We start from the raw sequence: 24722 nt of genomic DNA on the forward strand, positions 1-24722 counted from the left end.
CATGGCACTGCTGCTGGATCTCCTCACCACGCTACTGCTGGCCGCCGGTGTCTTCCTGGGCATCTCCGGCGGCGTCGGTGTCCATCGTTTTCCCGACTTCTACAGCCGCGTGCACGCCGCCGGCGTCACCGACACCCTGAGCGCCGGCTGCATCCTGCTGGGACTGATGTTGCAGGCCGGCCTGACCCTGATCAGCATGAAGCTCCTCTTCATCCTGCTGTTCCTGTGGTACACCAGCCCGGTGGCCAGCCATGCCCTGACTCGGGCGGCGGAGCACTCGGGCCTGAAGCCGGTGCTGTCCGAACCACGGGACGCGTCATGACCCACCTGATCGACATCGTGCTGCTGACCTTCCTGGTCGCCACCGCCATCGCCATCGTGCGGCTGAACAGCCTGTTCGCGGTGGTGATGCTGTTCGGCATCTACAGCCTGATCACCGCCGGTGTGTTCATCGCGCTGGATGCGGTAGATGTGGCCTTCACCGAGGCGGCGGTGGGCGCTGGCATTTCCACCGTGCTGATGCTCGGCACCCTGGCGCTGGTGGGGCACCGGCAGGCACCGCAACAGCACTCCCGTGCGCTGCCGCTGACGGTGGTGGTGATCACCGGTGTCGTGCTGCTGTGGGGCACGGCGGACATGCCGCGGTTCGGCGATCCCGAGGCCCCGGTGCACCAGCATGTGGCGCCGCGCTACATCCAGGATTCGCCCGCCGAGGTCGGCGTGCCGAACATGGTCACCTCGGTGCTGGCCAGCTACCGCGGTTTCGACACCCTCGGCGAGACCGCGGTGGTGTTCACCGCCGGCGTTGCCGTGCTGGTACTGCTGGGCCGGCGACGCCGGCAGCACAGGGACCCGGGCAGCAGCGGAGACTGACCATGCAACGCGACTTCGTCCTGCGGATCATCGCCAAGCTGCTGATCCCGTACATTCTGCTGTTCGCACTGTACGTACAATTCCATGGCGACTTCGGGCCCGGTGGCGGCTTCCAGGCCGGGGTCATCTTTGCCGCCGGCATCATCCTCTACGCCCTGGTCAACGGCTTCGAGCAGGCGGTCCGCCTGGTGTCGCCACGCATCCTGCCGCCCATCGCCGCCTTCGGCGTGCTGCTCTACGGCGGCGTCGGCGTCGTGTCGATGCTGCGGGGGGGCGCGTTCCTGGACTACAACCTGCTGGCGCACGATCCGGTGCACGGGCAGCACTACGGCATCCTGCTGATCGAACTGGGGGTCGGCATCACCGTGGCCAGCATCATGCTCACCATCTTCTACGCCTTCATGGAGCGCAACCGCTGACATGGAACTGCTGGGCCAGTACAACTACTGGGTGGTGTTCTTCCTGATGATGACCGGCTTCTACGTGGTCATCGCCAGGGGCAATCTGGTGGCGAAGATCGTCGGCCTGAACATCTTCCAGACCTCGGTCTTCCTGCTCTACATCTCCATGGGCAAGGTCAGCGGCGGCACGGCGCCCATCGTGGCCGATCCGGGCAGCCTGTACTCCAACCCGCTGCCGCATGTGCTGATCCTCACCGCCATCGTGGTCGGCGTCGCCACCACCGCCCTGGGACTGGCGCTGGTGGTGCGCATCAAGGAGGCCTACGGCACCGTGGAAGAAGACGAGATCTACGCCCAGGACGATCCCCCGCACGGCAGCGCCCCAGCCCTGGCTCAGGGATCCGAGACGGCGACTGCGGATTCTGCCGGCGAGGCCCGACGGTGAGTCTCGGCACCGCCATCGCCCAGAACCTCCCGGCGCTGCAGGTAGTGCTGCCGCTGCTCGCCGCCCCGGTGTGCCTGCTGCTCGGCCGTGGGCGTGCGGCCTGGGCATGGGCCACGCTCGTGGCCTGGCTGGGTCTGCTGATCAGCCTGGCCCTGCTGCTGCAGGTGAGCGACGGCAGCGTGCTGCGCTATGCCTTCGGCGGCTGGGCCGCGCCCTGGGGCATCGAGTACGTGGTCGACCGCCTGGCGGCCATGGTGCTGCTGATCGTGTCGCTGATCGGCGCGCTGGTGCTGAGCTATGCCCGCCACAGCGTCGATGCCGAGATCGATGCCGACCGGCAGCCGCTGTTCTACACCCTGCTGCTGTTGTGCCTGGCGGGTCTGCTGGGCATCGTCATCACCGGCGACGCGTTCAACCTGTTCGTGTTGCTGGAGGTGTCGTCGCTGTCCACCTACGCCCTGATCAGCCTGGGGCGGAACCGGCGGGCGCTGACCGCCGCCTACCAGTACCTGGTGATGGGGACCATCGGCGCCACCTTCTACATCATCGGTGTCGGCCTGCTGTACATGGTCACCGGCACGCTGAACATGGCGGACCTTGCCCAGCGGCTGCCGGAACTGGCGCATCTGCGCACCGTGAAGACGGCCTTCGCCTTCATCAGCGTCGGCCTGGCGCTGAAACTGGCCATGTTTCCGCTGCATCTGTGGCTGCCCAACGCCTACACCTATGCACCCTCGGTGGTCAGCGCCTTCCTGGCCGCCACCGCCACCAAGGTGGCCCTGTACGCCATGATCCGGATGTTCTACACGGTATTCGGCGCCCCGTTCAGCTTCGGCACCATGCACGTGGAGTGGCTGATCCTGCCGTTGGCGGCGGCGGCGATCTTCATCGCTTCGGTGGTCGCGGTGTTCCAGCACGACATCAAGCGCATGCTGGCCTACTCGTCCGTGGCCCAGATCGGCTACATGCTGCTCGGCCTGGGCATGGTCAACCTCACCGGGCTCACCGCGAGCCTGCTGCACCTGTTCAACCACGCCCTGATGAAGGGCGCGCTCTTCCTGGCCCTGGGCGCGGTGGTCTACCGCATCGGTAGCACCAATATCGAGCGCATGGGCGGCATCGCCCGAGAGATGCCCTGGACCATGGCCGCCTTCGTGGTGGGTGGGCTCAGCCTGATCGGCGTACCGCTGACCGTGGGCTTCGTCTCCAAGTGGTATCTGCTGCTGGGGGCGATGGAGAACGGCTGGTGGCCCCTGGTGATCCTGATCCTGGCCACCTCGCTCATCGCCGTGGTCTATGTCTGGCGGGTGGTCGAGGCGGCCTACTTCCGCGCGCGGCCGGCCGGTTCAGCACCGGTGTCTGAAGCGCCGCTGACACTGCTGGTGCCGATCTGGCTGCTGGCCCTTGCCAATGTCTATCTGGGCATCCATACCAGGCCCCTGATCGGCCTGGCCGGTAGCGCCGCCGCGGATCTGCTGGGGGTGGGCCCATGACGGACTGGAATGCCATCGGCATCGTCCTTGCCCTGGTCATCCCGCTGGGGGCCATGGGGGGCATCTGGCTGTTCCACGGCAGGCCGGAGCAGCGCGAACGCGTCACCCTGGTCGCCGCCGGGCTGCTGTTGCTGGTGGTGCTGAGCCTGCTGCCGTCGGTGCTGGCGGGGCTGCGCCCGGAGTGGGTGTTTGCCGAGCTGTTTCCCGGCATCGCCATCGCCTTTCGCGTCGAGCCCCTGGGCATGCTGTTCGCGCTAGTGGCGGCACTGCTGTGGCCGATCAACTCGGTCTACTCCATCGGCTACATGCGCGGCAACAACGAACCGCACCAGACGCGCTTCTACGGCTACTTTGCGCTGGCGCTGTTCGCCACCATGGGCATCGCCTTCGCCGCCAATCTGGTGACCCTGTTCGTCTTCTACGAGCTGCTCACCCTGTCCACCTATCCGCTGGTGACGCACAAGGGCAACGATGCGGCCCGTGCCGCCGGACGCGTCTACCTGGGCATCCTCATCACCACCTCCATCGGCCTGCTGCTGCCGGCCATCCTGTGGGTGTGGAGCCTGACCGGTACCACCGACTTCACCGTCGGCGGCCTTGTGGGCGACAAGCTGCAGGGTCCCTGGCTCGGGCTGCTGCTGTTCCTGTTCATGTTCGGTATCGGCAAGGCGGCGCTGATGCCCATCCACCGCTGGTTGCCGGCGGCGATGGTGGCGCCGACCCCGGTCAGCGCGCTGCTGCACGCGGTGGCGGTGGTCAAGGCCGGTGTCTTCAGCGTGGTCAAGGTCATCGTCTACGTGTTCGGCGTCGACAGTCTGCACGCCGTGCCCGCGGCCTCCTGGCTGCTGTACGTGGCCGGTTTCACCATCATCGTGGCCTCGCTGATCGCGTTGCGACAGGACAACCTGAAGCGCCGGCTGGCCTACTCCACCATCAGCCAGCTGTCCTATGTCGTGCTCGGCGCAGCCATCCTGGCACCGGTCTCCATCATCGGTGCGGCCCTGCACATCGTCGCCCACGCCTTCGGCAAGATCACCCTGTTCTTTGCCGCCGGCTCCATCTATACCGCGGCGCACAAGACCGAGATCTCACAGTTGCGCGGCATCGGCTGGCGCATGCCCTGGACCATGACCGCCTTCAGCATCGGCGCCCTGTCCATGATCGGCGTGCCGCCCGCGGCGGGCTTCATCTCCAAGTGGTACATGCTGCTGGGGGCGTTCGAGACACAGCAGTTGTTCGCGGTCGGCGTCATCGTGCTGTCCACGGTACTGAATGCGGCCTACTTCCTGCCCATCATCTTCACCGCCTTTGCCCGACCGGCCGAGGATGATCCGGCCCAGCATGGCGAGGCACCCCGACCCATCGTCATCGCCCTGGCCTGTACCGCCGGGCTGACGGTGCTGTTCTTCCTGTTCCATCAGGTTCCGCTGGACCTTGCCGGACAACTGGTCGAGCTACCCCTGTCGGATGATTTCCAGCCGAACGGGTCCCAGCCGTACGTCCCACCGTCAAACATTCCCCAGGCACTGCCATGAGCGAGAAAAGGCACTGGCTCTATCGCAAGGAGAATCTGCCCAAGCTGTGGGCGTTGCAGATTCTGATCCTGGCCCTTGCCCTGGCGCCGGAGTTCTTCATCCAGCACCATGCCCATGTGGCCGGATCGGACTTCAGGCTGGATACCGGTTTCGGCTTCTTCGCCTGGTACGGCTTCGTCACCTGTGCGCTGATGGTGGTGGGAGCCAAACTGCTTGGCATCTTCCTGAAGCGCGAGGATACCTACTACGATGATTGATCTCGCGCTGCCGCCCGGCCTGGTCCTGATCCTGGGCGCATTCCTGATCCCGCAAAGCCGGGGCAAGCACCGTACCGCCCTGGTGCTGGGATTGCCGGTGCTGGCGTTGGCGCTGGTCTGGCTGGTTTCCGGAAATGGCGGTGCGGGCATCCCCTTCATGGGGTTGGAACTGGATCCGGTCCACGCCACCGCCGCCGGTCGACTGTTCGCGACGGTATTCGCCATCATGGCCTTTGCCGGCGGACTCTATGCCTTGCGCCAGGCCTCCATCCTGGAACTGGTGGCGGCCTATGTCTACGCCGGCTCCGCCATCGGCGTCACCTTTGCCGGCGATCTGGTCACGCTGTTCATCTACTGGGAACTGATGGCCATCGGCTCCACCCTGGTGATTTTCGCCGCCGGCACCGACGCCGCCGGGCGCGCCGCCTTCCGCTACGCGCTGATCCACCTGCTGGGGGGCGTGCTCCTGATGGCCGGCATCGTCGCCCACGGAGTCGACACCGGCGATCTCAGCGTGCAGGCCCTCGAGCCCGACTCCCTGGGCACAGTGCTGATGCTGATCGGCATCCTGGTCAACGCCGGCGCCCCGCCGTTGTCTGCGTGGATCGCCGACGCCTATCCCGAGGCCTCCCCCAGCGGCACCGTGTTCCTGTCCGCCTTCACCACCAAGACCGCCGTGTTCGCGCTGCTGGTCATGTTTCCGGGCACCGAGATCCTGATCTGGATCGGCCTGTACATGGTGTTCTACGGCATCATCTACGCGCTGCTCGAGAACGACATGCGCCGCATCCTGGCCTACAGCATCGTCAATCAGGTGGGCTTCATGGTCTGTGCCATCGGCATCGGCACCGAACTGGCGCTCAACGGCGCCGCGGCCCATGCCTTCGCGCACATCATCTACAAGGCGCTGCTGCTGATGTCCGCTGGTGGCGTGCTGATGATGACTGCCCGGCGCAAATGCACCGACCTGGGCGGCCTGTTCCAGACCATGCCGCTGACCGCCATCAACGGCATCATCGGCGCTCTGGCCATCTCCGCGTTTCCGTTCACCTCCGGCTTCGTCACCAAGTCCCTGGAGACCTCCGCCGCGGCCAACGAGGGCCTGCTGGTGGTCTGGCTGTTACTGCTGGCCGCCTCCGCCGGCGTGTTCCTGCACGCGGGCATCAAGTTTCCCTGGTTCGTCTTCTTCCAGAAAGACTCCGGACTGCGCCCCGCGGAGCCGCCGAAGAACATGCTCCGGGCCATGTGGCTGTTCTCCTTCCTGTGCATCGCCATCGGCCTATTCCCGCAGCCCCTGTACGCGCTGCTGCCCTACCCGGTGGACTACCAGCCCTACACCGTCGGCCATCTGGTGTCCCAATTCCAGCTGCTGCTGTTCTCCGGCTTCGCATTCTTCGTGCTGCTCGGCCTGATGAAACGTACCCTGACCATCAGCCTCGACTTCGACTGGTTCTATCGCCGCTTCTTCCACGGCCTGGCACTGGACGTGAGCGACCGCACCTCGCAGACCCGCGCAGACCTGGAACAACGCGGTCGCGCCAGGATCGGTCGATTGATCGACAACCTGTACGCCCACCACGGGCCCCATGGCATCCTGGCCAGGACCTGGCCCACGGGCAGCATGGTGTTCTGGGTGGCGGTGATGCTCGGCTGCTCGCTGCTGCTCTATTTCCTGTAGCCCGGCAGGTGCTTGCCGCCACAATGCCGGCTGGAGCGGCGGCGCCACGAAGGGATCTAGAAAGCGTTGCCCGCAAAGCCCAAGACGCTTGCGGCCAGAATGACTGGAAGGCGATGCTGACTGGTTGGCCTCCCTGGTACGAACCAGGCCAATATCAGCTAAAAAAACCCGAAAACACGGTTTCCAGGTCTCTTGACTGTCAGCGGCTCAGGCCGCTGACAATGGCAAGGTAGGGGTGCGACGATACCCCGGGAACAGCAAACAAAGGACCGATCAGTTGGAATGCTGCTGATGGTCCTCGGCCTGGACGATGCCGGCGATGCCCTCCAGGGAACGCAGATCCAGCACCTGGACGTGCTTGCGGTCGACGTTCAGCAGACCCTCGTCCTGGAACCGGGTAAACAGACGGCTCACCGTCTCCACCGCGAGCCCCAGATAGTTGCCGATCTCGTGCCGAGACATGCTCAGATAGAAGTCCGTTGCTGACAAGCCGCGCTTGCTCAGGCGCTTCGACATGCTGATCAGGAAGGCGGCCAGACGCTCCTCCGCGTTCTTCTTGCCCAGCAACAGCAACATCTCCGCATCGTGCCCGATCTCCTTGCTCAGCAAGCGGAACATCTGGTGCTGCAACGACGGAATGCTCGATGCCAGCTCCTCGAGCCGGTGGAAGGGGATCTCGCAGATGGCCGAGGTCTCGAGCACCTTTGCCGAACAGGCGTGACAGTCCTTTTCGATGGCGTCCAGACCGATGATCTCCCCCGGCAGATGGAAGCCCAGCACCTGCTCCCCACCCTCCGAGCTCGGGGCATAGGTCTTCACCGAACCCGTCTTGACGACGAACAACGACCGGAACCGCTCGCCACCCCGAAAGAGGTGGTCGCCGCGATGCATGGGCCGTGATCGCTTGATGATGCCATCCAGGCGATCGACATCCTCGGCCACCAGCCCCATCGGCAAACAGAGCTGCGACAGGGTGCAGTTTCTGCAGGCGACCCGGATGTTCTCGAAGGAAATAACTTTTCTTTGAGCCAAGGCAGCAGACCTGTGTTTCTGACGCGCCTATTGTGCAACTCTGCTTGATTTGGATCAAGCGTAATCCCGAACAAGATTCCCCATAAACCCATAAAAAAAGCCGCGCCATGGGCGCGGCCTTCCGCCGTTGGCCGGCCCCTTCGGGATTACCGGCCTGAACGGCAAGCGGTCCTCACGGACGCGCGTGCTTACTTCGCCTCACCGGCCTGGGGCGCGGCAGGAGCGACCGGCGCACCGTAAGGGGCGTAGGGCATGCCGCCGTACGGGTAACCGTAGCCACCATAGGGGTGGCCATAGCCGCCGTAGGGGTAACCGTAGCCGCCGTAGTACGGGTAACCGTAGCCGCGACCATAGCCGTAACCGCGACCGCGACCCCAGCCGCGACCACCGCCGGACATGCTCATGTTGAAGTCGCCGTAACCGTCGCCGAACATGTCGGAGAACACATCACCCATGCCATCACCCCAGCCGGACCCGTAACCGGGGCCACCCCAGCCCGGACCCCACCACGCCTGGGCAGAGCTCATGGAGAAGGTGGCAGCACCGGCAACGGTTGCGATGCCGATGACTTTTGCAAGCTTGTTCATTTGTGACGCTCCAGAGTCATTATCTCACCGTAAGTCGCGAAATGGGGTCATGCCCCTCCGCGATGCAATGATCGTTCGCATTCTCTACGAACGCGACCGAGTATACGTTTCCACCCTTTGCTTGTGAAGCCTTGGTCGCGGTTCGTCTCCAGGGGGACGAACCGGTGCGATTCTTGCCCACGCGAATTGAGGATAATCCCGTATTTTGCTACCTTTGCGACTGCTGACCGCCAGCGGTGGCCGGCCGTATCCGCCCTCCTCTCGAATCCAAGGATCATGACCAAATTCATCTTCATCACCGGCGGCGTGGTCTCGTCGCTCGGTAAAGGGATTGCGTCGGCATCCCTCGGCGCGCTGCTCGAGGCCCGCGGCTTGCGGGTCACCATGATCAAGCTCGACCCCTACATCAACGTCGACCCGGGCACCATGAGCCCGTTTCAGCACGGCGAGGTCTTCGTCACCGACGACGGCGCCGAGACCGACCTCGACCTCGGCCACTACGAGCGCTTCCTGCGCACCCGCATGGGCCGCAACAACAACTTCACCACCGGCCAGATCTACGAGAGCGTCATCCGCAAGGAGCGTCGCGGCGACTATCTGGGCCGCACGGTGCAGGTGATCCCGCACATCACCGACGAGATCAAGCAGAGCATCCGGCTCGGCGCCAATGAGGCGGATGTGGCCATGGTCGAGATCGGCGGCACAGTCGGCGACATCGAATCGCTGCCCTTCCTGGAGGCCATCCGCCAGATGCGGGTGGAACTCGGGCCTGAGAACTCCCTGTTCATGCACCTGACCCTGGTGCCCTTCATCCGCACCGCCGGCGAGATCAAGACCAAGCCGACGCAGCACTCGGTGAAGGAGCTGCGCTCCATCGGCATCCAGCCGGACATTCTGCTGTGCCGCGCCGAGCAGCAACTGCCAGATGACGAGCGGCGCAAGATCGCGTTGTTCACCAACGTGGCGGAGAACGCCGTCATATCCGCCGTGGATGCGGACAACATCTACCGCATCCCGATGCTGCTGCACGCCCAGCAGCTCGACTCGCTGGTGGTGCGGCACTTCAGGCTCGAAGTGCCGGAGGCGGACCTGACGGAATGGCAGCGCGTGCTGGAAGGCTTCGACAACCCCACGGACAGCGTCACCATCGGCATGGTGGGCAAGTACATGGACCTGACGGAGGCCTACAAGTCCCTGACCGAGGCCCTGGCCCACGCCGGCGTGCACACCCATACGCGGATTGACATTCGCTATATCGACGCCGAGGAGATCGAGCGCAGCGGCACCGACTGCCTGAGCGGCCTGGATGCGATCCTGGTGCCCGGCGGCTTCGGCCAGCGCGGCATCGAGGGCAAGATCGCCGCCGTGCACCATGCCCGCACCAACGGCATTCCCTACCTCGGCATCTGTCTCGGCATGCAGGTTGCCGTGATCGAGTTTGCGCGCAATGTGGCCGGGCTGGATCTCGCCCACAGTACCGAATTCAACCGCGACACCCCGCATCCGGTGATCGCGCTGATCACCGAATGGCAGACCGAAGACGGCCGCCGCGAGACCCGCGACGCCGATGTCGATCTGGGCGGTAGCATGCGCCTCGGCGGACAGTACTGCCGTCTGGAGCCCGGCAGCCTGGCGCGCAAGGTCTACGGCGATCCGCAGATTCGCGAGCGTCACCGCCACCGCTACGAGTTCAACAACCACTATTGCGACGCCATGAAGGACGCCGGTCTGCGCTTCTCCGGCTGGTCGCTGGACTCGAAGCTGGTGGAGATCGTCGAGATCCCGGACCACCCCTGGTTCGTGGGTTGCCAGTTCCATCCGGAATTCACGTCCACGCCGCGGGACGGCCACCCCCTGTTTCGGGGCTTCATCCGGGCGGCGCTGGCGCGCCGGCGCAGGCAGGCGGAGCGCTAGGCCGCCCCGGGCTCAGCTGGTGGCCAGCGAGCGGTCGCCAGCCAGCAGCCGGCCGGCAGTGACCCAAAGGCAACACAGCAGCGCCCCGGCCAACAGCGTTTCGTTTCAGTGACTTGTTCATTTCTCTTATCCAAAGGACCCACGTCATGTCAGAAATTGTCGATGTCCGCGCCCGGGAGATCCTGGACTCCCGCGGCAACCCGACCGTCGAGGTCGATGTCATCACTGCCGACGGCGCCATCGGCCGGGCCGCTGTCCCCTCCGGTGCCTCCACCGGCTCGCGCGAGGCGCTGGAACTGCGCGACGGCGACCCTGCGCGTTACGGCGGCAAGGGGGTGCTGACCGCCTGCGGCAACGTCAACGGCGAGCTGCGCGACGCCGTGCTGGGCCTGGAGGTCACCGGGCAGGAGGCGCTGGACCGGCGCATGATCGAGCTCGACGGCACCGAGAACAAGGGGCGCCTGGGGGCCAACGCCATCCTCGGGGTGTCCATGGCCGCGGCCCATGCCGCCGCGCAGGAGCGGGCGATGCCGCTGTATCAGTCCCTGGGTGACGGCGACTACCGCCTGCCGGTGCCGATGATGAACATCATCAACGGCGGCGAGCATGCCGACAACAGCGTCGACTTCCAGGAATTCATGATCCTGCCGGTGGGCGCGTCGAGCATGCGCGAGGCCGTGCGCTATGGCGCCGAGGTGTTCCACGCGCTGAAATCCGTGCTGCACGGCCGTGGCCTGGCCACCGCCGTCGGCGACGAGGGCGGATTCGCGCCCGACCTGCCGTCCAACGAGGCGGCCATCGAGGTGATCCTGGAGGCCATCGAGAAGACCGGCTTCAAGGCCGGCAAGGACATCTACCTGGGCCTGGACGTGGCCAGCTCCGAGTTCTACCAGGACGGCGCCTACGTGCTCAAGGGCGAGGGCCGCACCCTCGACAGCGCGGGCCTCACCGACCTGCTGCTGGACTGGGTGAGCAAGTACCCGATCCTGAGCATCGAGGACGGCCTGGCCGAGGGCGACTGGGATGGCTGGAAGGACATGACCGAGCGACTCGGCGACAAGGTGCAGCTGGTGGGCGATGACCTGTTCGTCACCAACACGCGGATCCTGCAGGAGGGCATCGACAAGGGCATCGCCAACTCGATCCTGATCAAGGTGAACCAGATCGGCTCCCTGACCGAGACCCTGGACGCCATCCGCATGGCCCACGCTGCCGGCTACACCGCCGTGGTGTCGCACCGCTCCGGTGAAACCGAGGACACCACCATCGCCGACCTGGCCGTGGCCGCGGCCACCGGCCAGATCAAGACCGGCTCGCTGTCGCGCTCGGACCGTGTCGCCAAGTACAACCAGCTGATGCGCATCGAGGATCAGCTCGGCGACGCTGCCGTCTACGCTGGGCGCTCCGCCTTCCGGCACCTGTAATACCCACCCTTCCCGGCGCGTGCCTGCGCGCCGGGTCCCGTCTGGATGGTGGACCGACATGCGCTGGGTGATCCTGACTCTGATCGCACTGCTGGGGCTGCTGCAGTATCGCCTGTGGATCGGCGAGGGCAGCGTCGAGGAACTCTACGCCCTGCGCGCCCAGATCCAGGACTACCGCAACGAGATCGAACGCCTGCGCAGCCGCAACCTGGCCCTGGCAGCGGAGGTGGAAGACCTGAAGACCGGCCTTGAGGCCATCGAGGAGCGGGCCCGCAGCGAACTGGGCATGATCCAGCGCGGCGAGGTGTTCCTGCAGGTGATCGAACGTCAGCCGGGGGAGCGCCCGTGAGTGCCGCTCAGCCCTCCCCGCCGCGCCACTGGGTGGTGATCCCGGCGGCCGGCGTCGGTCGCCGCTTCGGCGGTAACACACCGAAACAATATCTCGAACTGGCCGGTGCTATGGTGATCGACCAGGTGCTAGGCCAGTTTGTCGAGCACGACGCCATCAGCGGCTGCGTCGTGGCCCTGAGCGCGGACGACGGCTACTGGCCGGACAGCCGTTACGCACAGCATCCGCGGGTGCAGCGGGCCCCTGGCGGGCGCGAGCGCTGCCACTCGGTGGCCAACGCCCTGGCGGCCCTGACGCCGCTGGCGGACGACACCGACTGGGTGCTGGTGCATGACGCTGCCCGCCCCTGCCTGAGACGGCAGGATCTCGACGCCTTGCTCGAGGTCCTGCGGGACGAGCCGGTGGGCGCCCTGCTGGCGGTGCCGGTGCACGACACGGTCAAGCGCAGCCGCGACGGCCGGCATGTGGAGGGCACCGTGCCACGGGCGGCGTTGTGGCGCGCCTACACCCCGCAGGCGTTCCGCCTCGGCCTGCTACGGGATGCCCTGCGCGAGGCCGACAGGCGGCAGCAGGCGGTCACGGATGATGCCAGCGCCGTGGAGCTGCTGGGCCTGCAGCCGCGCCTGGTGGAAGGGCATGGCGACAACATCAAGATCACGCGGCCGGAGGATCTCCCCCTGGCGCGCTTTTTTCTGGAGCAGCAAGGGCGACCATGCGGATAGGACAGGGTATCGACGCACACCGGTTCGCGCCGGACCGCCGCCTGGTGCTCGGCGGCGTGGAGATCGAGCACACGCAGGGCCTGGCAGCCCATTCCGATGGCGACGTGGTGGTGCATGCCCTCTGTGACGCACTGCTCGGCGCCGCCGGTCTTGGCGACATCGGCCACCATTTTCCGGATACCGACGCTGCCTATGCCGGCATCGACAGCCGCATCCTGCTGCAGCGGGTCATGGCCAGCCTGCAACAGCGCGGCCTGACGGTGCACAATGCCGACATCACCATCGCCGCCCAGGCGCCGAAGCTCGCCCCCCATGTGGAGGCCATGCGCCGGACCCTGGCGACAGACCTGGCCTGCCCGCCGGAGCGGGTCAACGTCAAGGCCACCACCACCGAGCGCATGGGCTTCACCGGGCGCGGCGAGGGCATCGCCGCCTTTGCCGTGGTGCTGCTGAACGAATGAACGCCGTCGCCAATGCCGTGACGCTGCCGTCCTGGCTGCGCTTCGACGACCTGCCGCGTGCCTATGGCGAGCCCCCCGTGCGTGGCGTGCTGCGCGCGCGACCGGAGGACTTCATCGTCGAGGAGGAACTCGCCTTCGGCCCGGACGGCGAAGGCGAACACTGCCTGCTGCGAGTCCGCAAGACCGGCGCCAACACCGAATGGACCGCCCGCCTGCTGGCCCGGCTCTGCGGCATCCCGGCCAAGGCGGTCGGCTACGCCGGACTGAAGGATCGCCACGCCGTCACCACCCAGTGGTTCTCGGTGCTGCTGGGCAACCAGCAGCCGCCGGACTGGTCGCCGCTGGAGGCCGAGGGGATCGAGGTGCTGGAATGTCACCGCCACCGGCGCAAGCTGCGCCGTGGTCTGCTGGCGGCCAATCATTTCAGGCTGCGCCTGCGTGCCGTGCAGGGGGATCTGGACGGCCTGGCGCAACGCCTCAAGACCATCGCCATCGACGGCGTGCCGAACTACTTCGGCCCGCAACGCTTCGGCCACGACGACGGCAATCTGATCCGCGCCGATGCCCTGTTCCGCACCCAGTCGGACAACCAGACCAGCGCCAAGGGCGGCCGTCGCGGCGCCCGGCAACCGGACCGGCATCAGCGCGGTCTGTGGCTGTCCGCGGCCCGCAGCCAGCTGTTCAACGAGGTGCTGGCAACACGGGTGCAGCAGCGGACCTGGCGTCAGGCCCTGCCCGGCGAACGGCTGCAACTGTTCGGCAGCCATTCGCACTTTCTCGCGGAGCAGATCGACGACGACATCCGTGCGCGGGTGGACAGCGGCGACCTGCAACCCACCGGGCCGCTGTTCGGCGCCGGAGAGCCCCTGACCACCGCCGACGTGGCAGACCTGGAGACGGCGGTGGCGGACCGATTCCCCAACTGGCTGGCGGGACTGGCCGCGGCCGACCTGCGCCAGGAGCGACGCCCCCTGGGCCTGTTGCCCGAGCACATCGGTCTGGAGTTTCCGGCACCGGATGCGGCGTCGGATTCGGACCCTGTCCCGGATTCAGTCTCGGAGCAGGGGTCTGATCACGACTCTGCTCAGGTCTCGGATGTGGCATCCGGCGCGGACTCAGGCCAGGTGCTGCTTTGCTTCACCCTGCCCCCGGGAAGCTACGCCACCGCGGTCCTGCGCGAACTGTTCTTCCTGGACGAAAACCAGGGACAGTGTATTTAGTTGCCCGAATCGGGACAAGGGCATTCGAGACACTGTCCCCGAATTGAAGTTGTCCTTGAATTGAAGTTACAGCCGCAAGTCAACGGCCTCCGCCGGCAGCACATACTTGAGGTCATAGACCACTGACGACGCACGCCCAAAGCCCCGCACCCAGTCCGCGCCCTGCTCGGCGAATTCCCGGTGGGCCACCGCCAGCACAATCGCGTCGTAGGCGCCGGGCTCGGGATCCGCGACCGGGCGCACGTCATACTCCGCCTCGGCCTCGTCAGGGTCGACCCAGGGGTCATGCACATCCACTGCGATGTGGTAGTCCGCCAATTCCGCCAGGATGTCCACCACCCGGGTGTTGCGCAGGTCCGGGCAGTTTTCCTTGAAGGTCAGGCCTAGCACCAGCGCGCGGGCGCCCTCGACCTGAATGCGCTTGCGCAACATGGCCTTGACCAGCTGACCGGCCACATAGCGGCCCATGCCGTCGTTGGTGCGCCGGCCGGAGAGGATCATTTCCGGATGCAGACCCACCTGCTGCGCCTTGTGCGTCAGGTAGTAGGGATCGACGCCGATGCAGTGGCCACCGACCAGGCCGGGGCGAAACGGCAGGAAATTCCACTTGGTGCCGGCCGCCTGCAGCACCTCTTCGGTGTCGATTCCTAAGCGGTTGAAGATCAGCGCCAGCTCGTTGATCAGCGCGATATTGACATCACGTTGGGTATTCTCGATCACCTTCGCCGCCTCGGCCACGCGCAGGCTGGAGGCCTTGTGGGTGCCGGCGCGGATGATGCGCCGATACAGGCTGTCCACATAATCGGCCGCCAGCGGGGTCGAGCCGGATGTGACCTTGCGGATATCCGGCAGGCGATGGGTCTTGTCGCCGGGGTTGATGCGCTCGGGGCTGTAGCCACAGTAAAAGCCGCCCGAATCGGCGGTGTCAGCCGCTGCACCGGTCGCAGCTACAGTTGTATCCATCACCCGGTCCCCGGCCTCGCCGCTCAGATACCGCAGCCCGGACAACCGCTCCAGCAGCGGTACGCAGACCTCCTCGGTGCAGCCCGGAAAGACGGTGGATTCATAGATCACGATGTCGCCCGGCTTCAGCACCTGCCCCACCGTCTCGCTGGCGCGGAGCAGTGGGGTCAGGTCCGGGTTGCGGCTATCGTCGATGGGCGTCGGCACCGTGACGATGAAGACGCTGCAGTGGCGCACGTCATCGAGGTTGGTGGTGTAGCGCAGCTGGGTGGCCGCTGCCAGTTCCTCGGCCTCCACCTCACGGGTGCGGTCGAGGCCGTCGGTGAGTTCGCGGATGCGGCGGGCATCGATGTCGAAGCCGATGGTCGGCAACAGGCGGCCGAACTCGACCGCCAGCGGCAGGCCGACGTAGCCGAGCCCGATGATGGCGATGCTGGGGGTTTCAGGAAAACGGGTTGTCATGGGATAGAGCTCGAATGATCAGGGGCGCCTGGCTCGAGTGGATCAGCGGTCGCCCTATAGTAAATGCAGGCTCCCGATGCCTGCGTCGAGCCGTATGATCTGGCCAGTCACCGAAGGCGCATCCTCCAGCAACCAAAGGGCCGTTCTGGCTGTTTCCTCCGGTGCGATCACGCGTTTCAGCGGGTGGCGCTCCGCCGCGGCACGCCGTTTTTCCTCGCTGCCGAGCAGCCGGGCGGCCAGCGGTGTATCGGTCAGTGTCGGCGCGATGGCGTTGACGCGGATCCTTGGTGCAAATTCCGCCGCCAGGGACCGCGTCAGGCCCTCGACCGCACCCTTGGCCGCGGCGACCGATGCGTGATACGGCATGCCGGTCTGAACCGCGACCGTGCTGAACAACAGCACCGAGGCCGACTCGCTGCGTGCCAGCGCCGGTAACGCCGCCTGAATGGCCTTGACTGCACCGACCAGATTGAGCTCGAAGTCGTCGCGAAATTCCTCCGGCTTCATCCGCCCGAATGGCTTGAGACGGATGCTGCCCGGACAGTAGACCAGTCCGTCCAGTGTCTCGGGCAGTTCATCGGTCGGAAAGGCATCGTCGCGGGCATCCCAGGTCACTGCCTTCGCGCCCAGGGCCGCGGTATCGGGCTGACGCGAGGCATGCACCACAGTGTGGTTGCGCGCGGAGAGTTCGCGACACAATGCGGCTCCCACACCGGAACTCGCACCAATAATCAGATGGTTCTTGGACATTCTGGGATTCTCATCAAGCAAGCAATCGGTATGGCCTAACTCATGGCGATCCACGCTCTTACAAGACCAATGTCGATCAACCCTCTTGTGCCGCTCGCCACACACAGGCGCCGCCGCTGGCCTTGTCGATGGCATCCAGGCGCGCGGCATGGGCGGCCAGTTCGGCGTCGCTGGCGCGCACCACCCGCAGTGGTGGCCGCTGGGCGGACAGACGGCGCAGCGGGATCGCCTCTCGCCCGAAGGCCGCCTGTTCGCCGGCGCCGAGTTGCAGGCTCACCTGCCCCCCGGTCATGGCCAGATAGACGTCCGCCAGGATTTCGGCGTCCAGCAATGCACCGTGCAATTCGCGGTGGGTGTTATCGATGTCGTAGCGCTTGCACAGCGCGTCCAGGCTATTGCGCTGGTTGGGATGCAGCCGCCGCGCCATCACCAGGCTGTCGACAACGGTGCAGAGTTGCTCGATGCTGGGGGCGTCCTTTCGCCACAACCGCAGCTCGTGGTTCAGAAAGCCCACATCGAAGGGGGCATTGTGGATGATGAGTTCGGCGCCGCGGCAGTAGTCGATGAATGCCTCCGCCACATCCGCGAAGCGCGGCTTGTCGGCGAGGAAGGCATTGGAGATACCATGCACCTCCACCGCGCCGGCATCGATCTCGCGATCCGGCTGCAGGTAGCGATGGAAGTTGTGGCCGGTTGTCTGGCGCTGCACCAGTTCGACGCAGCCGATCTCGATGATGCGGTGGCCCTCGGAGGGCTCCAGCCCGGTGGTTTCGGTGTCCAGGACGATCTGACGCATATACTCAGCCTCCATCGGCCAGTTCGCGGCCATCAGCGACCGCCACAACGAATCATCCGCGGCTGCGGCTGCGCGGAATGCCCTGGTTTGCGAGCTGGTCGGCACGCTCGTTCTCGGCATGGCCGCTGTGGCCCTTGATCCAGTTCCAGCGGATCTGATGGCCGGTCATCGCCTGGTCCAGGCGTTCCCAGAGGTCCTTGTTCTTCACCGGCTTTCGCTCCCGGGTCAGCCAGCCGTTGCGCTTCCAGCGCGGCATCCAGCGTTCGACGCCGTCGCGCACATAGCGGGAGTCGACCGTCAGCTCGACCGCGCAGGGGCGGGTCAGGGCCTCAAGCGACTGGATCACGGCCATCAGTTCCATGCGGTTGTTGGTGGTGTCGGGTTCGCCGCCCTTCAGTTCCTTCTCATGCGCGCCGAACCGCAGCAGGGCGCCCCAGCCGCCCGGACCGGGATTGCCCTTGCAGGCGCCGTCGGTGAAGATCTCGACCGGTCTAGCCATGGCGGTTGCGCCTGGCGGTGGGCTCCACCGCGCGACCTGGCAACAGCGGCGCGCGGCGCCGCCAGCGCGGCCGAACGGGCGTCAGTGGGGTGACCCGCTTGACCGCCCGCAGGGCGTAGACACCACCAAACAGGGGCCACCAGTTGCCGCCCCAGGTGTCGAGCCAGTCCATGCGCGGGGTGAAGGCGCCGCGGATGGGCGGCCGAAACAGCAGCATGTCGCGCGTCTCCACTTGCAGGCCAAGCAGCCGCAGCCAGTCGCCGATGCGAAAGGGCGTCATCTGCCCCCCGCACCAGGGTACCTGGCGGGACTGCCGCGGCAGCCAGCGCATCAGCCCCCAGGTGCTGAGGGGGTTGAAGCAGAACAGGATCACCCGGCCTTCGGGTATCAGCACCCGCTCCACCTCGCGCAGCACGCGGTGCGCCTCCGGGCTGAAGTCCAGGGTGTGGGGCAGCACCACTGAATCGACACTGCCGGAGGCCAAGGGCAGCTCGAACGGCCGTGCCCGGATGCGGGCGCGGATGCCGGTCCCGCCGGTGCAGGTCTCTTGATCCATGGCCCCTTCGGCCAGCACCACCCGATGGCGGATCCGGCACTGTTGGAAGGCATCGCAGAACTGCTCCGGTGCGCCCACCTGCAGCAGGTAGTGGCCGAAACAGTCAGCCAGCAGCCATTCGAGGCAGGCGGACTCGCTGCGCGCCACATGCTGCCCCAAGGGGCTGGCATACCAGTGGTCCAGCGACGTCAGCAGGTCGGCATCGCCGCAACGGCAGGGCTTCATGCCGCACCCGCTGCCGACACGCAACCTGCGAAGATCGCAATCCCCGTTGTCAGGTCGACACTCATCGGTCATCCGCCCCGACATGTGACGGTTCATTCTCGACGCGCATGGGGGGCATGCCGCCTTGGCTGCGATGTGCGAGATGTAGAAACACGTCGGGTTTTCCCGTATATTCCAGCGTCGAAGGCACGATCACGTCGTCATCAGCTTGATCGGCCGCCAATTTTCCTTTTTTGCCACGAACAGGATGCGCCCCATGCCGTCATCGCGTTCCGGCGTTGTCGCCCTGCCTGCCACCGCTCTTGCTGCCCTGTCGCTCCTCGGCCTTGTCACCACCAGCGGCTGCAGCGCCACCGGGTCCGGCCGTACGGCGACCAAAAGCGCCATCGACGCCTCCACGCATGTGGTGTCGGCCCGGGAGTACGGCTACGTCCGGCCCGCGGTGGATGTCCGCGTTGTCGGTGGCGGCCCGAGCGCCGGCCACGCAATCTACCGTGATCCGGGACCCGGGGGCGATCTCTGGGATCGCGTCCGCCAAGGTTCCACGCTCGGCGTCACGTACCACCCGCGCATCGAACAGGCCAGCAACGACCTACGCCGCAATGGTGACTATCTTACCGATCTGAACCGGCGCGCGCGCCCCTATCTGCACATCATCGTCGGTGAACTGGAGCACGCCGGTCTGCCACCGGAACTGGCCCTGCTGCCGGAGGTGGAAAGCCGCTACAACCCGCGGGCGGTCTCGCCCAAGCGGGCCGCCGGCATGTGGCAGTTCATGCCCTACACAGGCACCGAGATGGGGCTGCGGCAGGACGGCTGGTACGACGCCCGCAACGACATCCTGGCCTCCACCCGGGGCGCCATCGCCTACCTGAAACAGCTGCGGGCGGAGTTCGACGGCGACTGGGCCCTGGCCCTGGCCTCGTACAACGCCGGACCCGCGCGCGTGCGCGCCGCCCAGGAGCGGAACCGGGCGCAGGGCAAGCCCACGGATTACTGGTCGCTGGATCTGCCCACCGAGACAGAGCTGTACGTGCCGAAGTTCCTGGCCATCGCCAGCATGGTGCGCGAGCCCGGACGCTACGGCCTGCGCATGCCGACGCTGGAGAATCGGGCCCGGCTTGAGGTCGTCGAGGCCCGGGACCAGATCGATCTGGCGCAGGCGGCCAGCGCCTGCGGTGTCTCGCTGCAGACCCTGCGCGATCTCAACCCCGGCCTCAAACGCAACAAGACCCCCAGCAACGGACCCCATCGGGTGCTGGTGCCGGTGGGTACCGGTGCGAGGCTGCGCACCGCCCTGGCGCAGGGCAACCGGACCGCGCCCGCCGTGGCGGATACCCGGGCATCCGGACGCGGCGCGAGCTGACCGACAGCGTCCGAGATCTCACCACCGGAGGCCGATGACACTTGCGCCTGATGTCTGCGGACGACGCCCTGCCCATCGAGCCGGTGCTGCCGGCCCTCGATGCGGCCCTCGCCCGCGGCCATGCGGTGCTGACCGCCCCCACGGGCTCGGGCAAGACCACCCGGGTTCCCCTGGCGCTGCTGGATGCGCCCTGGCTCGCCGGACGGACGATCCTGATGCTGGAGCCGCGGCGCCCCGCCGCCCGTCTGGCCGCCGCGCGGATGGCGCACCTGCTGGGCGAGGCCGTGGGCGAGCGCGTCGGCCATCAGGTGCGTTTCGAGCGGCGCATCGGCCCGCGAACACGCATCCAGGTGCTCACCGAGGGCATCCTCACCCGCCGCCTGCAATCGGATCCTGAACTCGACGGCTGCGGACTCGTCATCTTCGACGAGTTCCACGAGCGCAGCCTGAACGCCGATCTCGGCCTGGCCCTGACCCTGGACGCCACCGCGCTGCGGCCGGACCTGCGCATCCTGGTCATGTCTGCCACCCTGGATGCCAGGGCCGTGGCAACGCTGCTGGGTGGCGCGCCGGTGATCCACGGCCAGGGGCGGGCCCATCCGGTCAGCCTGCGGCATGTGGAACTGCCCCCCGCGGATGCGGTGGATGCCGTTCCCGGCACCATCCGCGATGCCCTGCGCCAACATGCCGGCGATCTGCTGGTCTTCCTGCCAGGCGCCGGCGAGATCCGGCGCGTCACCGACCAGCTCGCCGACCTTCGTGAGATCGCGCTCCTGCCCCTGCACGGCAGCCTGCCGCTGGCCGCCCAGGACAAGGCACTGCGGCCGCTTGCCAACGGTCGCCGCCGTGTCGTGCTGGCCACCGACATCGCCGAGACCTCGCTGACCATCGAGGGCATCTCGGTGGTCATCGACAGCGGCCTCACGCGCAAGCCCCGTTTCCAGCCGGCGCGCGGGCTTACCCGTCTGGTCACGGAGCCCATCTCCCAGGCTGCTGCCGCCCAGCGTGCCGGGCGGGCCGGCCGGCTGGGGCCCGGCATCTGCCTGCGGCTGTGGACCTCGGAGCAGGAACAGCGCCGACCGGCACATCGCCCGGCGGAGATCCTGCAGGCGGATCTGGCCCCCATGGCATTGGAACTCGCCCTCTGGGGCATCTCCGATCCAGCGCAGCTGGCATGGCTGGACCCGCCGCCGGCCGCCGCCTGGGAGCAGGCCGTGGACCTGTTGCGGATGCTCGGCGCGCTGGACCCCCAAGGTGCCATCACCGCCACCGGGCGACGCATGGCGGCCCTGCCCGCGCATCCGCGCCTGGCCCACATGCTGACCGAGACGCCCGCCCAGGCGCTACCGCTGGCGGCGGACCTGGCGGCGCTGATCAGCGAACGGGATCCCTGGCTGGCCCGACGCGGCGAGCCCCGGCCGGTGGATCTGGAACTGCGGCTTCAGGCGCTGGCGGGCGGCCGTCGCCGGGCGACGGACGCGCGCGCGGCGGGGTTCGATGCGCACCGGCTTGCCGCCATCCGGCGGCTGAGTGAGCAGTTTCAGCGGCTGTGTTCGCTGCCGGAGGGTGCGTCGAACGTCCCCGCCCCCCAGACCAGGCCGACCGGCCCGGACGGAACCTACGGATCCGATCCGCCCGCCAGCCCGGGGGCCCTGCTGGCCCTGGCCTATCCGGAACGCATCGCCTGCCGTCGCGTGGACAGCACGGCTTCCACCGGTGCCGCAACCGCCCGCTTTCTGCTGGCAAGCGGTGCGGGCGCTGCCATGCCGGCGGAGGATGACCTTGGCCGGGAGCCCTGGCTGGTCATTGCCGACCTGGAGGCGTCCGGCGGCGACAACCGTATCCGCGCCGCGCTTTCGCTCACCGAGCCGGAGGTGCGCCGGCTTGCCGCCCACCGGATCGAACACCGCCGTGTGCAGTACTGGGATGCAGAGCGCGCGGCGGTCAGCGCCCGTGACGAGTCACGTCTGGGGGCCATCCGCCTGGAGTCACGCCCGGCGCCGATCGCCGACGAGGCGGCGGCGCTGGCGCTGTTGCTCGAGGCCGTGGCCCGCGATCTCGGCGGCGCCCTGGACTGGACCCCCGCCGCCCGGCAACTGCAGGCGCGGGTGGCGCTGGCCCGTCGCCTGGAGCCCGATGGTGGCTGGCCGGACCTGTCCGACGCGGGCCTGAAGGCCACGCTCGGCCTTTGGCTCGGCCCCTGGCTGGTGGGTCGGTACCGGCTGGCGGATGCCCGTGCCCTGGCTCTGGCGGATGTGCTGCATCAGCACCTGGGTTGGGAGGCCGCGCGCCGTCTGGAACAGCTGGCGCCGGAGACCTTTGCGACACCGGCCGGACCGCGCCGGCGCATCGACTATGGCGCCGGCGAGCAGCCCGTGCTGGCGGTGCCGATGCAGGAGATGTTCGGCACCGGCGGCACACCGGCCATCTTCGGCGGGCGTCAGCCCCTGTTGCTGCACCTGCTGTCCCCTGCCGGCCGACCACTGCAGGTGACCGGCGACCTGCCGGGTTTTTGGGGTGGTGCCTACGCCGAGGTCAGAAAGGAGATGCGCGGGCGCTATCCGAAGCACCACTGGCCAGAAGACCCCGGCGGCGCGCAACCTGTTGTCGGCGGCCTGAAACGGCATGCGCGGGGCCCGGAAAGCGCGGGCTGAATCAACCTACGGCCGCTTCACGCTGGCTTGCGGGTTGCGCAACGCCTCCACAAGGGCATCGACGTCCGGCTCGCCGCTGGTATCGATCGTGACGGCCTGGCGCCGTTCCGCCTCGGTGAGCGGTTCGCGTGTCTTGAGCTGGTGATCGAGCACCCGCAGGTCGGCTTCGGAGGCATCCTTGGCCGCCGCCAGGCGCTCTGCGACGCGCCGGCGCAGCAGCGCGTCGGGCGCCTCCAGCGCAAGGATCCTGAAGTCGCAGCCCAGCTCCGCGGCCAGCGCGCGAAATGCCCCTCGCTGGGCCGCCTTGAGAAAGGTGGCATCCACTAGCACCGGAAAGCCCGCCGTGATGATCTGCCGCGCCAGCGCCGCCAGGCGTTGGTAGGTGCGCCGGCTTGCGTCGGCACCGTAGATGCCGGCATCGATGCCGGTTCGGGCGGTATCGGGTCCCGGGCTCGTGCGCGCCTCCGGCGACAGGCCGAACAGCCGTTTGCGCTCCACATCGGAGCGGATGTGGATCAACGGCAGCCGCTCGCACAGCCGGGCGGCCAGCCATGACTTGCCGCAGCCGGACACGCCGGTGGTGATGCAGATCCAGGGACGCTCGCGCAGACTCAGGCGACGGGCCAGCACCAGATACTTGTGCAGTTCGTCCCGGGCGGCCTGTCGTTGCATCGGCTGCAGATGGCCCTGGGACAGGCGGATGCCGATGACCTTGGCCCGCACCATGGCCCGGTAGACCTGATAGAAGCGCAGCAGCGCCAGCCCGCCGTAGTCGCCGGTGAGTTCCAGATAACGGTTGAGCAGACGCCGCGCCAGCGCGGTCTCGCCCCGCTCCCGCAGGTCCATGCCCAGAAATGCCAGTTCGCTGATGGTGTCGATCCAGCGCAGCATCGGGCTGAACTCGATGCAGTCGAAGATCACCAGATCGCCGTCCACCCGCGCGATGTTGCCGCGATGCAGGTCGCCATGGCATTCGCGCACGAAACCGTCGCGGCGGCGTTGCTCGATCTGCGGGCGCAGTTGCTGGAAGCGCAGTTCGGTCCAGCGCGCCAGCCGCTCCAGCGCACCGCGCATCTGACCCGCCTGCACGACGGCTCGACTGTGCGCGAAGTTGGCGCGCATGGGCGCGATCACCGCCTCCGGCGTCCCGTAGGGCGTATCCGGCGGCGCACAGGGCACGGCGGCATGGAACGCGGCGATCCGCGCCGCCAGTGCGTCCACCAGCGGGCCGTCCAGCGCCTGACAGGTGAGCAGCGCCGAGGACGGAAACCGCCGCATCTGCACCGCATACTCCAGCACCGGACCCTGCTCTTGGCCTGACGCCGGGCCTGATGCTGAGTCTGCAGCTGGTCCTGACATCGGGCCGACACCGCCCAGCCTGGGTGCGTCCACCGTCCCGGTCACCGGGACGACGGCCAGATAGTAGTCCGGTGCCAGGCGCTGGTTGAGCCGCAGTTCCTCGTGGCAGAAGTCCCGTCGGCGCTCCAGGGTGGAGAAGTCCAGAAAGCCCAGATCAACCGGCTTCTTCAGCTTGTAGGCATAGTCACCGGCCAGCAGCACCACGGAGATATGCGTCTCGATCCGCTCGATCTCCCCCACCGCGTGGGGATAGGCGCCCGGATGCAGCAGGCCCTGGATCAAGCGGTCGAAGCGCCCCGCGGCGCCGGATGCGGCGGGATCAGTTGCAGCGGAAGCGGATGCGTTATTCACCGTGCTGGCGAACCTCGTCGTGTTGCAGCGGGTCAGGGACTTGCTTAAGCTTAGCAGGCTATTCCTGCCATACCCTGATTTCCCACGAGGTTTTCCATGTCCATCGAACGCATCGTGCTGGCCGTGGCCGGCAGTTTCGTCCTGCTCTCCGTGCTGCTGGCCCACTACGTCAGCCCCTACTGGCTGTGGTTCACCGCCTTTGTCGGGCTGAACCTGTTGCAGTCTGCCTTCACAGGCTTCTGCCCCCTGGCGGTGATCCTGAAAAAGCTGGGCAAGGAGGCCGGCCCCGCCTTCTGATTTGATCGATCGGCTGATTTAGTCAACCGATGTCCCGCGCAGCCTGCGGGACA

General features: G+C 67.1%; 25 protein-coding genes. 17 read left to right on the forward strand and 8 right to left on the reverse strand.

What is annotated here, in order from left to right:
• The first annotated feature begins 1 nt into the window (after position 1).
• From mnhG to F2Q65_RS00105, 8 genes are read left to right on the forward strand one after another with little or no spacing between them, the layout of a single operon-like run.
• Positions 2-322, forward strand: coding sequence for a monovalent cation/H(+) antiporter subunit G (gene mnhG, locus F2Q65_RS00070; RefSeq protein WP_150089166.1), 321 nt, complete (start codon positions 2-4; stop codon positions 320-322).
• Positions 319-873, forward strand: a complete 555-nt coding sequence (locus F2Q65_RS00075) for a DUF4040 domain-containing protein (protein ID WP_150089168.1) — start codon at positions 319-321, stop codon at positions 871-873. The genes mnhG and F2Q65_RS00075 overlap by 4 nt, the downstream gene beginning before the upstream one ends.
• A 2-nt stretch (positions 874-875) precedes the next feature.
• Complete coding sequence (locus tag F2Q65_RS00080) at positions 876-1292, forward strand: Na(+)/H(+) antiporter subunit B (RefSeq protein ID WP_150089170.1); 417 nt, start codon at positions 876-878, stop codon at positions 1290-1292.
• Between the two features lies 1 nt (position 1293).
• Entirely contained in the window at positions 1294-1719 is a 426-nt protein-coding gene (locus F2Q65_RS00085; protein ID WP_150089172.1) for a cation:proton antiporter subunit C, read from the forward strand.
• Positions 1716-3212 (forward strand): monovalent cation/H+ antiporter subunit D family protein, encoded by a 1497-nt coding sequence (locus F2Q65_RS00090; RefSeq protein ID WP_211353905.1) that lies wholly within the window; start codon positions 1716-1718, stop codon positions 3210-3212. The genes F2Q65_RS00085 and F2Q65_RS00090 overlap by 4 nt, the downstream gene beginning before the upstream one ends.
• On the forward strand, positions 3209-4747 hold the full coding sequence (locus F2Q65_RS00095; protein ID WP_150089174.1) for a monovalent cation/H+ antiporter subunit D family protein: 1539 nt from the start codon (positions 3209-3211) through the stop codon (positions 4745-4747). Before F2Q65_RS00090 ends, F2Q65_RS00095 begins: the two co-directional genes overlap by 4 nt.
• The gene (locus tag F2Q65_RS00100; RefSeq protein ID WP_150089176.1) at positions 4744-5004 is read left to right on the forward strand and encodes a hypothetical protein; all 261 of its coding nucleotides are present in this window, start codon (positions 4744-4746) and stop codon (positions 5002-5004) included. The genes F2Q65_RS00095 and F2Q65_RS00100 overlap by 4 nt, the downstream gene beginning before the upstream one ends.
• Positions 4997-6682 (forward strand): Na(+)/H(+) antiporter subunit D, encoded by a 1686-nt coding sequence (locus F2Q65_RS00105; RefSeq protein WP_150089178.1) that lies wholly within the window; start codon positions 4997-4999, stop codon positions 6680-6682. The genes F2Q65_RS00100 and F2Q65_RS00105 overlap by 8 nt, the downstream gene beginning before the upstream one ends.
• Positions 6683-6955: 273 nt before the next feature.
• Here F2Q65_RS00105 and fnr read toward each other — a convergent pair whose 3' ends face one another.
• Both fnr and F2Q65_RS00115 read right to left on the reverse strand, forming a co-directional pair.
• The gene (gene fnr, locus F2Q65_RS00110; RefSeq protein ID WP_150089180.1) at positions 6956-7714 is read right to left on the reverse strand and encodes a fumarate/nitrate reduction transcriptional regulator Fnr; all 759 of its coding nucleotides are present in this window, start codon (positions 7712-7714) and stop codon (positions 6956-6958) included.
• A gap of 188 nt (positions 7715-7902) precedes the next feature.
• Positions 7903-8301 (reverse strand): sulfur globule family protein, encoded by a 399-nt coding sequence (locus tag F2Q65_RS00115; RefSeq protein WP_150089182.1) that lies wholly within the window; start codon positions 8299-8301, stop codon positions 7903-7905.
• 276 nt (positions 8302-8577) lie between these two features.
• Here F2Q65_RS00115 and F2Q65_RS00120 point away from each other — a divergent pair, with 276 nt between their 5' ends.
• The 6 genes from F2Q65_RS00120 (at position 8578) to truD (ending at position 14391) form a co-directional block, all read left to right on the forward strand.
• Positions 8578-10215, forward strand: a complete 1638-nt coding sequence (locus F2Q65_RS00120; RefSeq protein WP_211353906.1) for a CTP synthase — start codon at positions 8578-8580, stop codon at positions 10213-10215.
• 146 nt (positions 10216-10361) lie between these two features.
• Entirely contained in the window at positions 10362-11639 is a 1278-nt protein-coding gene (eno, locus tag F2Q65_RS00125) for a phosphopyruvate hydratase (RefSeq protein ID WP_150089184.1), read from the forward strand.
• Positions 11640-11697: 58 nt separating this feature from the next.
• Complete coding sequence (ftsB, locus tag F2Q65_RS00130; RefSeq protein ID WP_150089186.1) at positions 11698-11988, forward strand: cell division protein FtsB; 291 nt, start codon at positions 11698-11700, stop codon at positions 11986-11988.
• On the forward strand, positions 11985-12710 hold the full coding sequence (gene ispD / locus F2Q65_RS00135; RefSeq protein WP_211353907.1) for a 2-C-methyl-D-erythritol 4-phosphate cytidylyltransferase: 726 nt from the start codon (positions 11985-11987) through the stop codon (positions 12708-12710). The genes ftsB and ispD overlap by 4 nt, the downstream gene beginning before the upstream one ends.
• Positions 12701-13171, forward strand: coding sequence for a 2-C-methyl-D-erythritol 2,4-cyclodiphosphate synthase (gene ispF / locus F2Q65_RS00140; RefSeq protein WP_150089188.1), 471 nt, complete (start codon positions 12701-12703; stop codon positions 13169-13171). Before ispD ends, ispF begins: the two co-directional genes overlap by 10 nt.
• Entirely contained in the window at positions 13168-14391 is a 1224-nt protein-coding gene (truD, locus tag F2Q65_RS00145; RefSeq protein ID WP_150089190.1) for a tRNA pseudouridine(13) synthase TruD, read from the forward strand. Before ispF ends, truD begins: the two co-directional genes overlap by 4 nt.
• 66 nt (positions 14392-14457) lie before the next feature.
• Here truD and F2Q65_RS00150 read toward each other — a convergent pair whose 3' ends face one another.
• From F2Q65_RS00150 to F2Q65_RS00170, 5 genes are read right to left on the reverse strand one after another with little or no spacing between them, the layout of a single operon-like run.
• On the reverse strand, positions 14458-15816 hold the full coding sequence (locus F2Q65_RS00150) for a nucleotide sugar dehydrogenase (RefSeq protein ID WP_150089192.1): 1359 nt from the start codon (positions 15814-15816) through the stop codon (positions 14458-14460).
• Positions 15817-15870: 54 nt separating this feature from the next.
• Complete coding sequence (locus F2Q65_RS00155) at positions 15871-16620, reverse strand: SDR family NAD(P)-dependent oxidoreductase (protein ID WP_246155798.1); 750 nt, start codon at positions 16618-16620, stop codon at positions 15871-15873.
• A 22-nt stretch (positions 16621-16642) separates the two neighbouring features.
• Positions 16643-17362 (reverse strand): DNA polymerase III subunit epsilon, encoded by a 720-nt coding sequence (dnaQ, locus tag F2Q65_RS00160; RefSeq protein WP_150089194.1) that lies wholly within the window; start codon positions 17360-17362, stop codon positions 16643-16645.
• Positions 17363-17414: 52 nt separating this feature from the next.
• Positions 17415-17861 carry a ribonuclease HI gene (gene rnhA, locus F2Q65_RS00165; protein WP_150089196.1) on the reverse strand — a complete coding sequence of 149 codons (447 nt, stop codon included), beginning with the start codon at positions 17859-17861 and terminating at the stop codon, positions 17415-17417.
• Positions 17854-18642 (reverse strand): class I SAM-dependent methyltransferase, encoded by a 789-nt coding sequence (locus tag F2Q65_RS00170; RefSeq protein WP_150089198.1) that lies wholly within the window; start codon positions 18640-18642, stop codon positions 17854-17856. Before F2Q65_RS00170 ends, rnhA begins: the two co-directional genes overlap by 8 nt.
• Before the next feature lie 256 nt (positions 18643-18898).
• On the opposite strand from F2Q65_RS00170, the gene F2Q65_RS00175 reads away from it, so the two are divergent.
• Together F2Q65_RS00175 and hrpB are read left to right on the forward strand one after the other, a co-directional pair.
• The gene (locus F2Q65_RS00175) at positions 18899-20008 is read left to right on the forward strand and encodes a transglycosylase SLT domain-containing protein (protein WP_170265420.1); all 1110 of its coding nucleotides are present in this window, start codon (positions 18899-18901) and stop codon (positions 20006-20008) included.
• 50 nt (positions 20009-20058) lie between these two features.
• Positions 20059-22662, forward strand: a complete 2604-nt coding sequence (gene hrpB / locus F2Q65_RS00180) for an ATP-dependent helicase HrpB (protein WP_150089202.1) — start codon at positions 20059-20061, stop codon at positions 22660-22662.
• A gap of 6 nt (positions 22663-22668) precedes the next feature.
• Here hrpB and F2Q65_RS00185 read toward each other — a convergent pair whose 3' ends face one another.
• Positions 22669-24372, reverse strand: coding sequence for a bifunctional aminoglycoside phosphotransferase/ATP-binding protein (locus F2Q65_RS00185; protein ID WP_150089204.1), 1704 nt, complete (start codon positions 24370-24372; stop codon positions 22669-22671).
• A 96-nt stretch (positions 24373-24468) separates the two neighbouring features.
• On the opposite strand from F2Q65_RS00185, the gene F2Q65_RS00190 reads away from it, so the two are divergent.
• Positions 24469-24669 (forward strand): YgaP family membrane protein, encoded by a 201-nt coding sequence (locus tag F2Q65_RS00190; protein ID WP_150089206.1) that lies wholly within the window; start codon positions 24469-24471, stop codon positions 24667-24669.
• Positions 24670-24722 lie beyond the last annotated feature (53 nt).

Origin of the sequence: Thiohalocapsa marina (assembly GCF_008632335.1) — a bacterium.
In the GTDB taxonomy this organism is placed as follows: domain Bacteria; phylum Pseudomonadota; class Gammaproteobacteria; order Chromatiales; family Chromatiaceae; genus Thiohalocapsa; species Thiohalocapsa marina.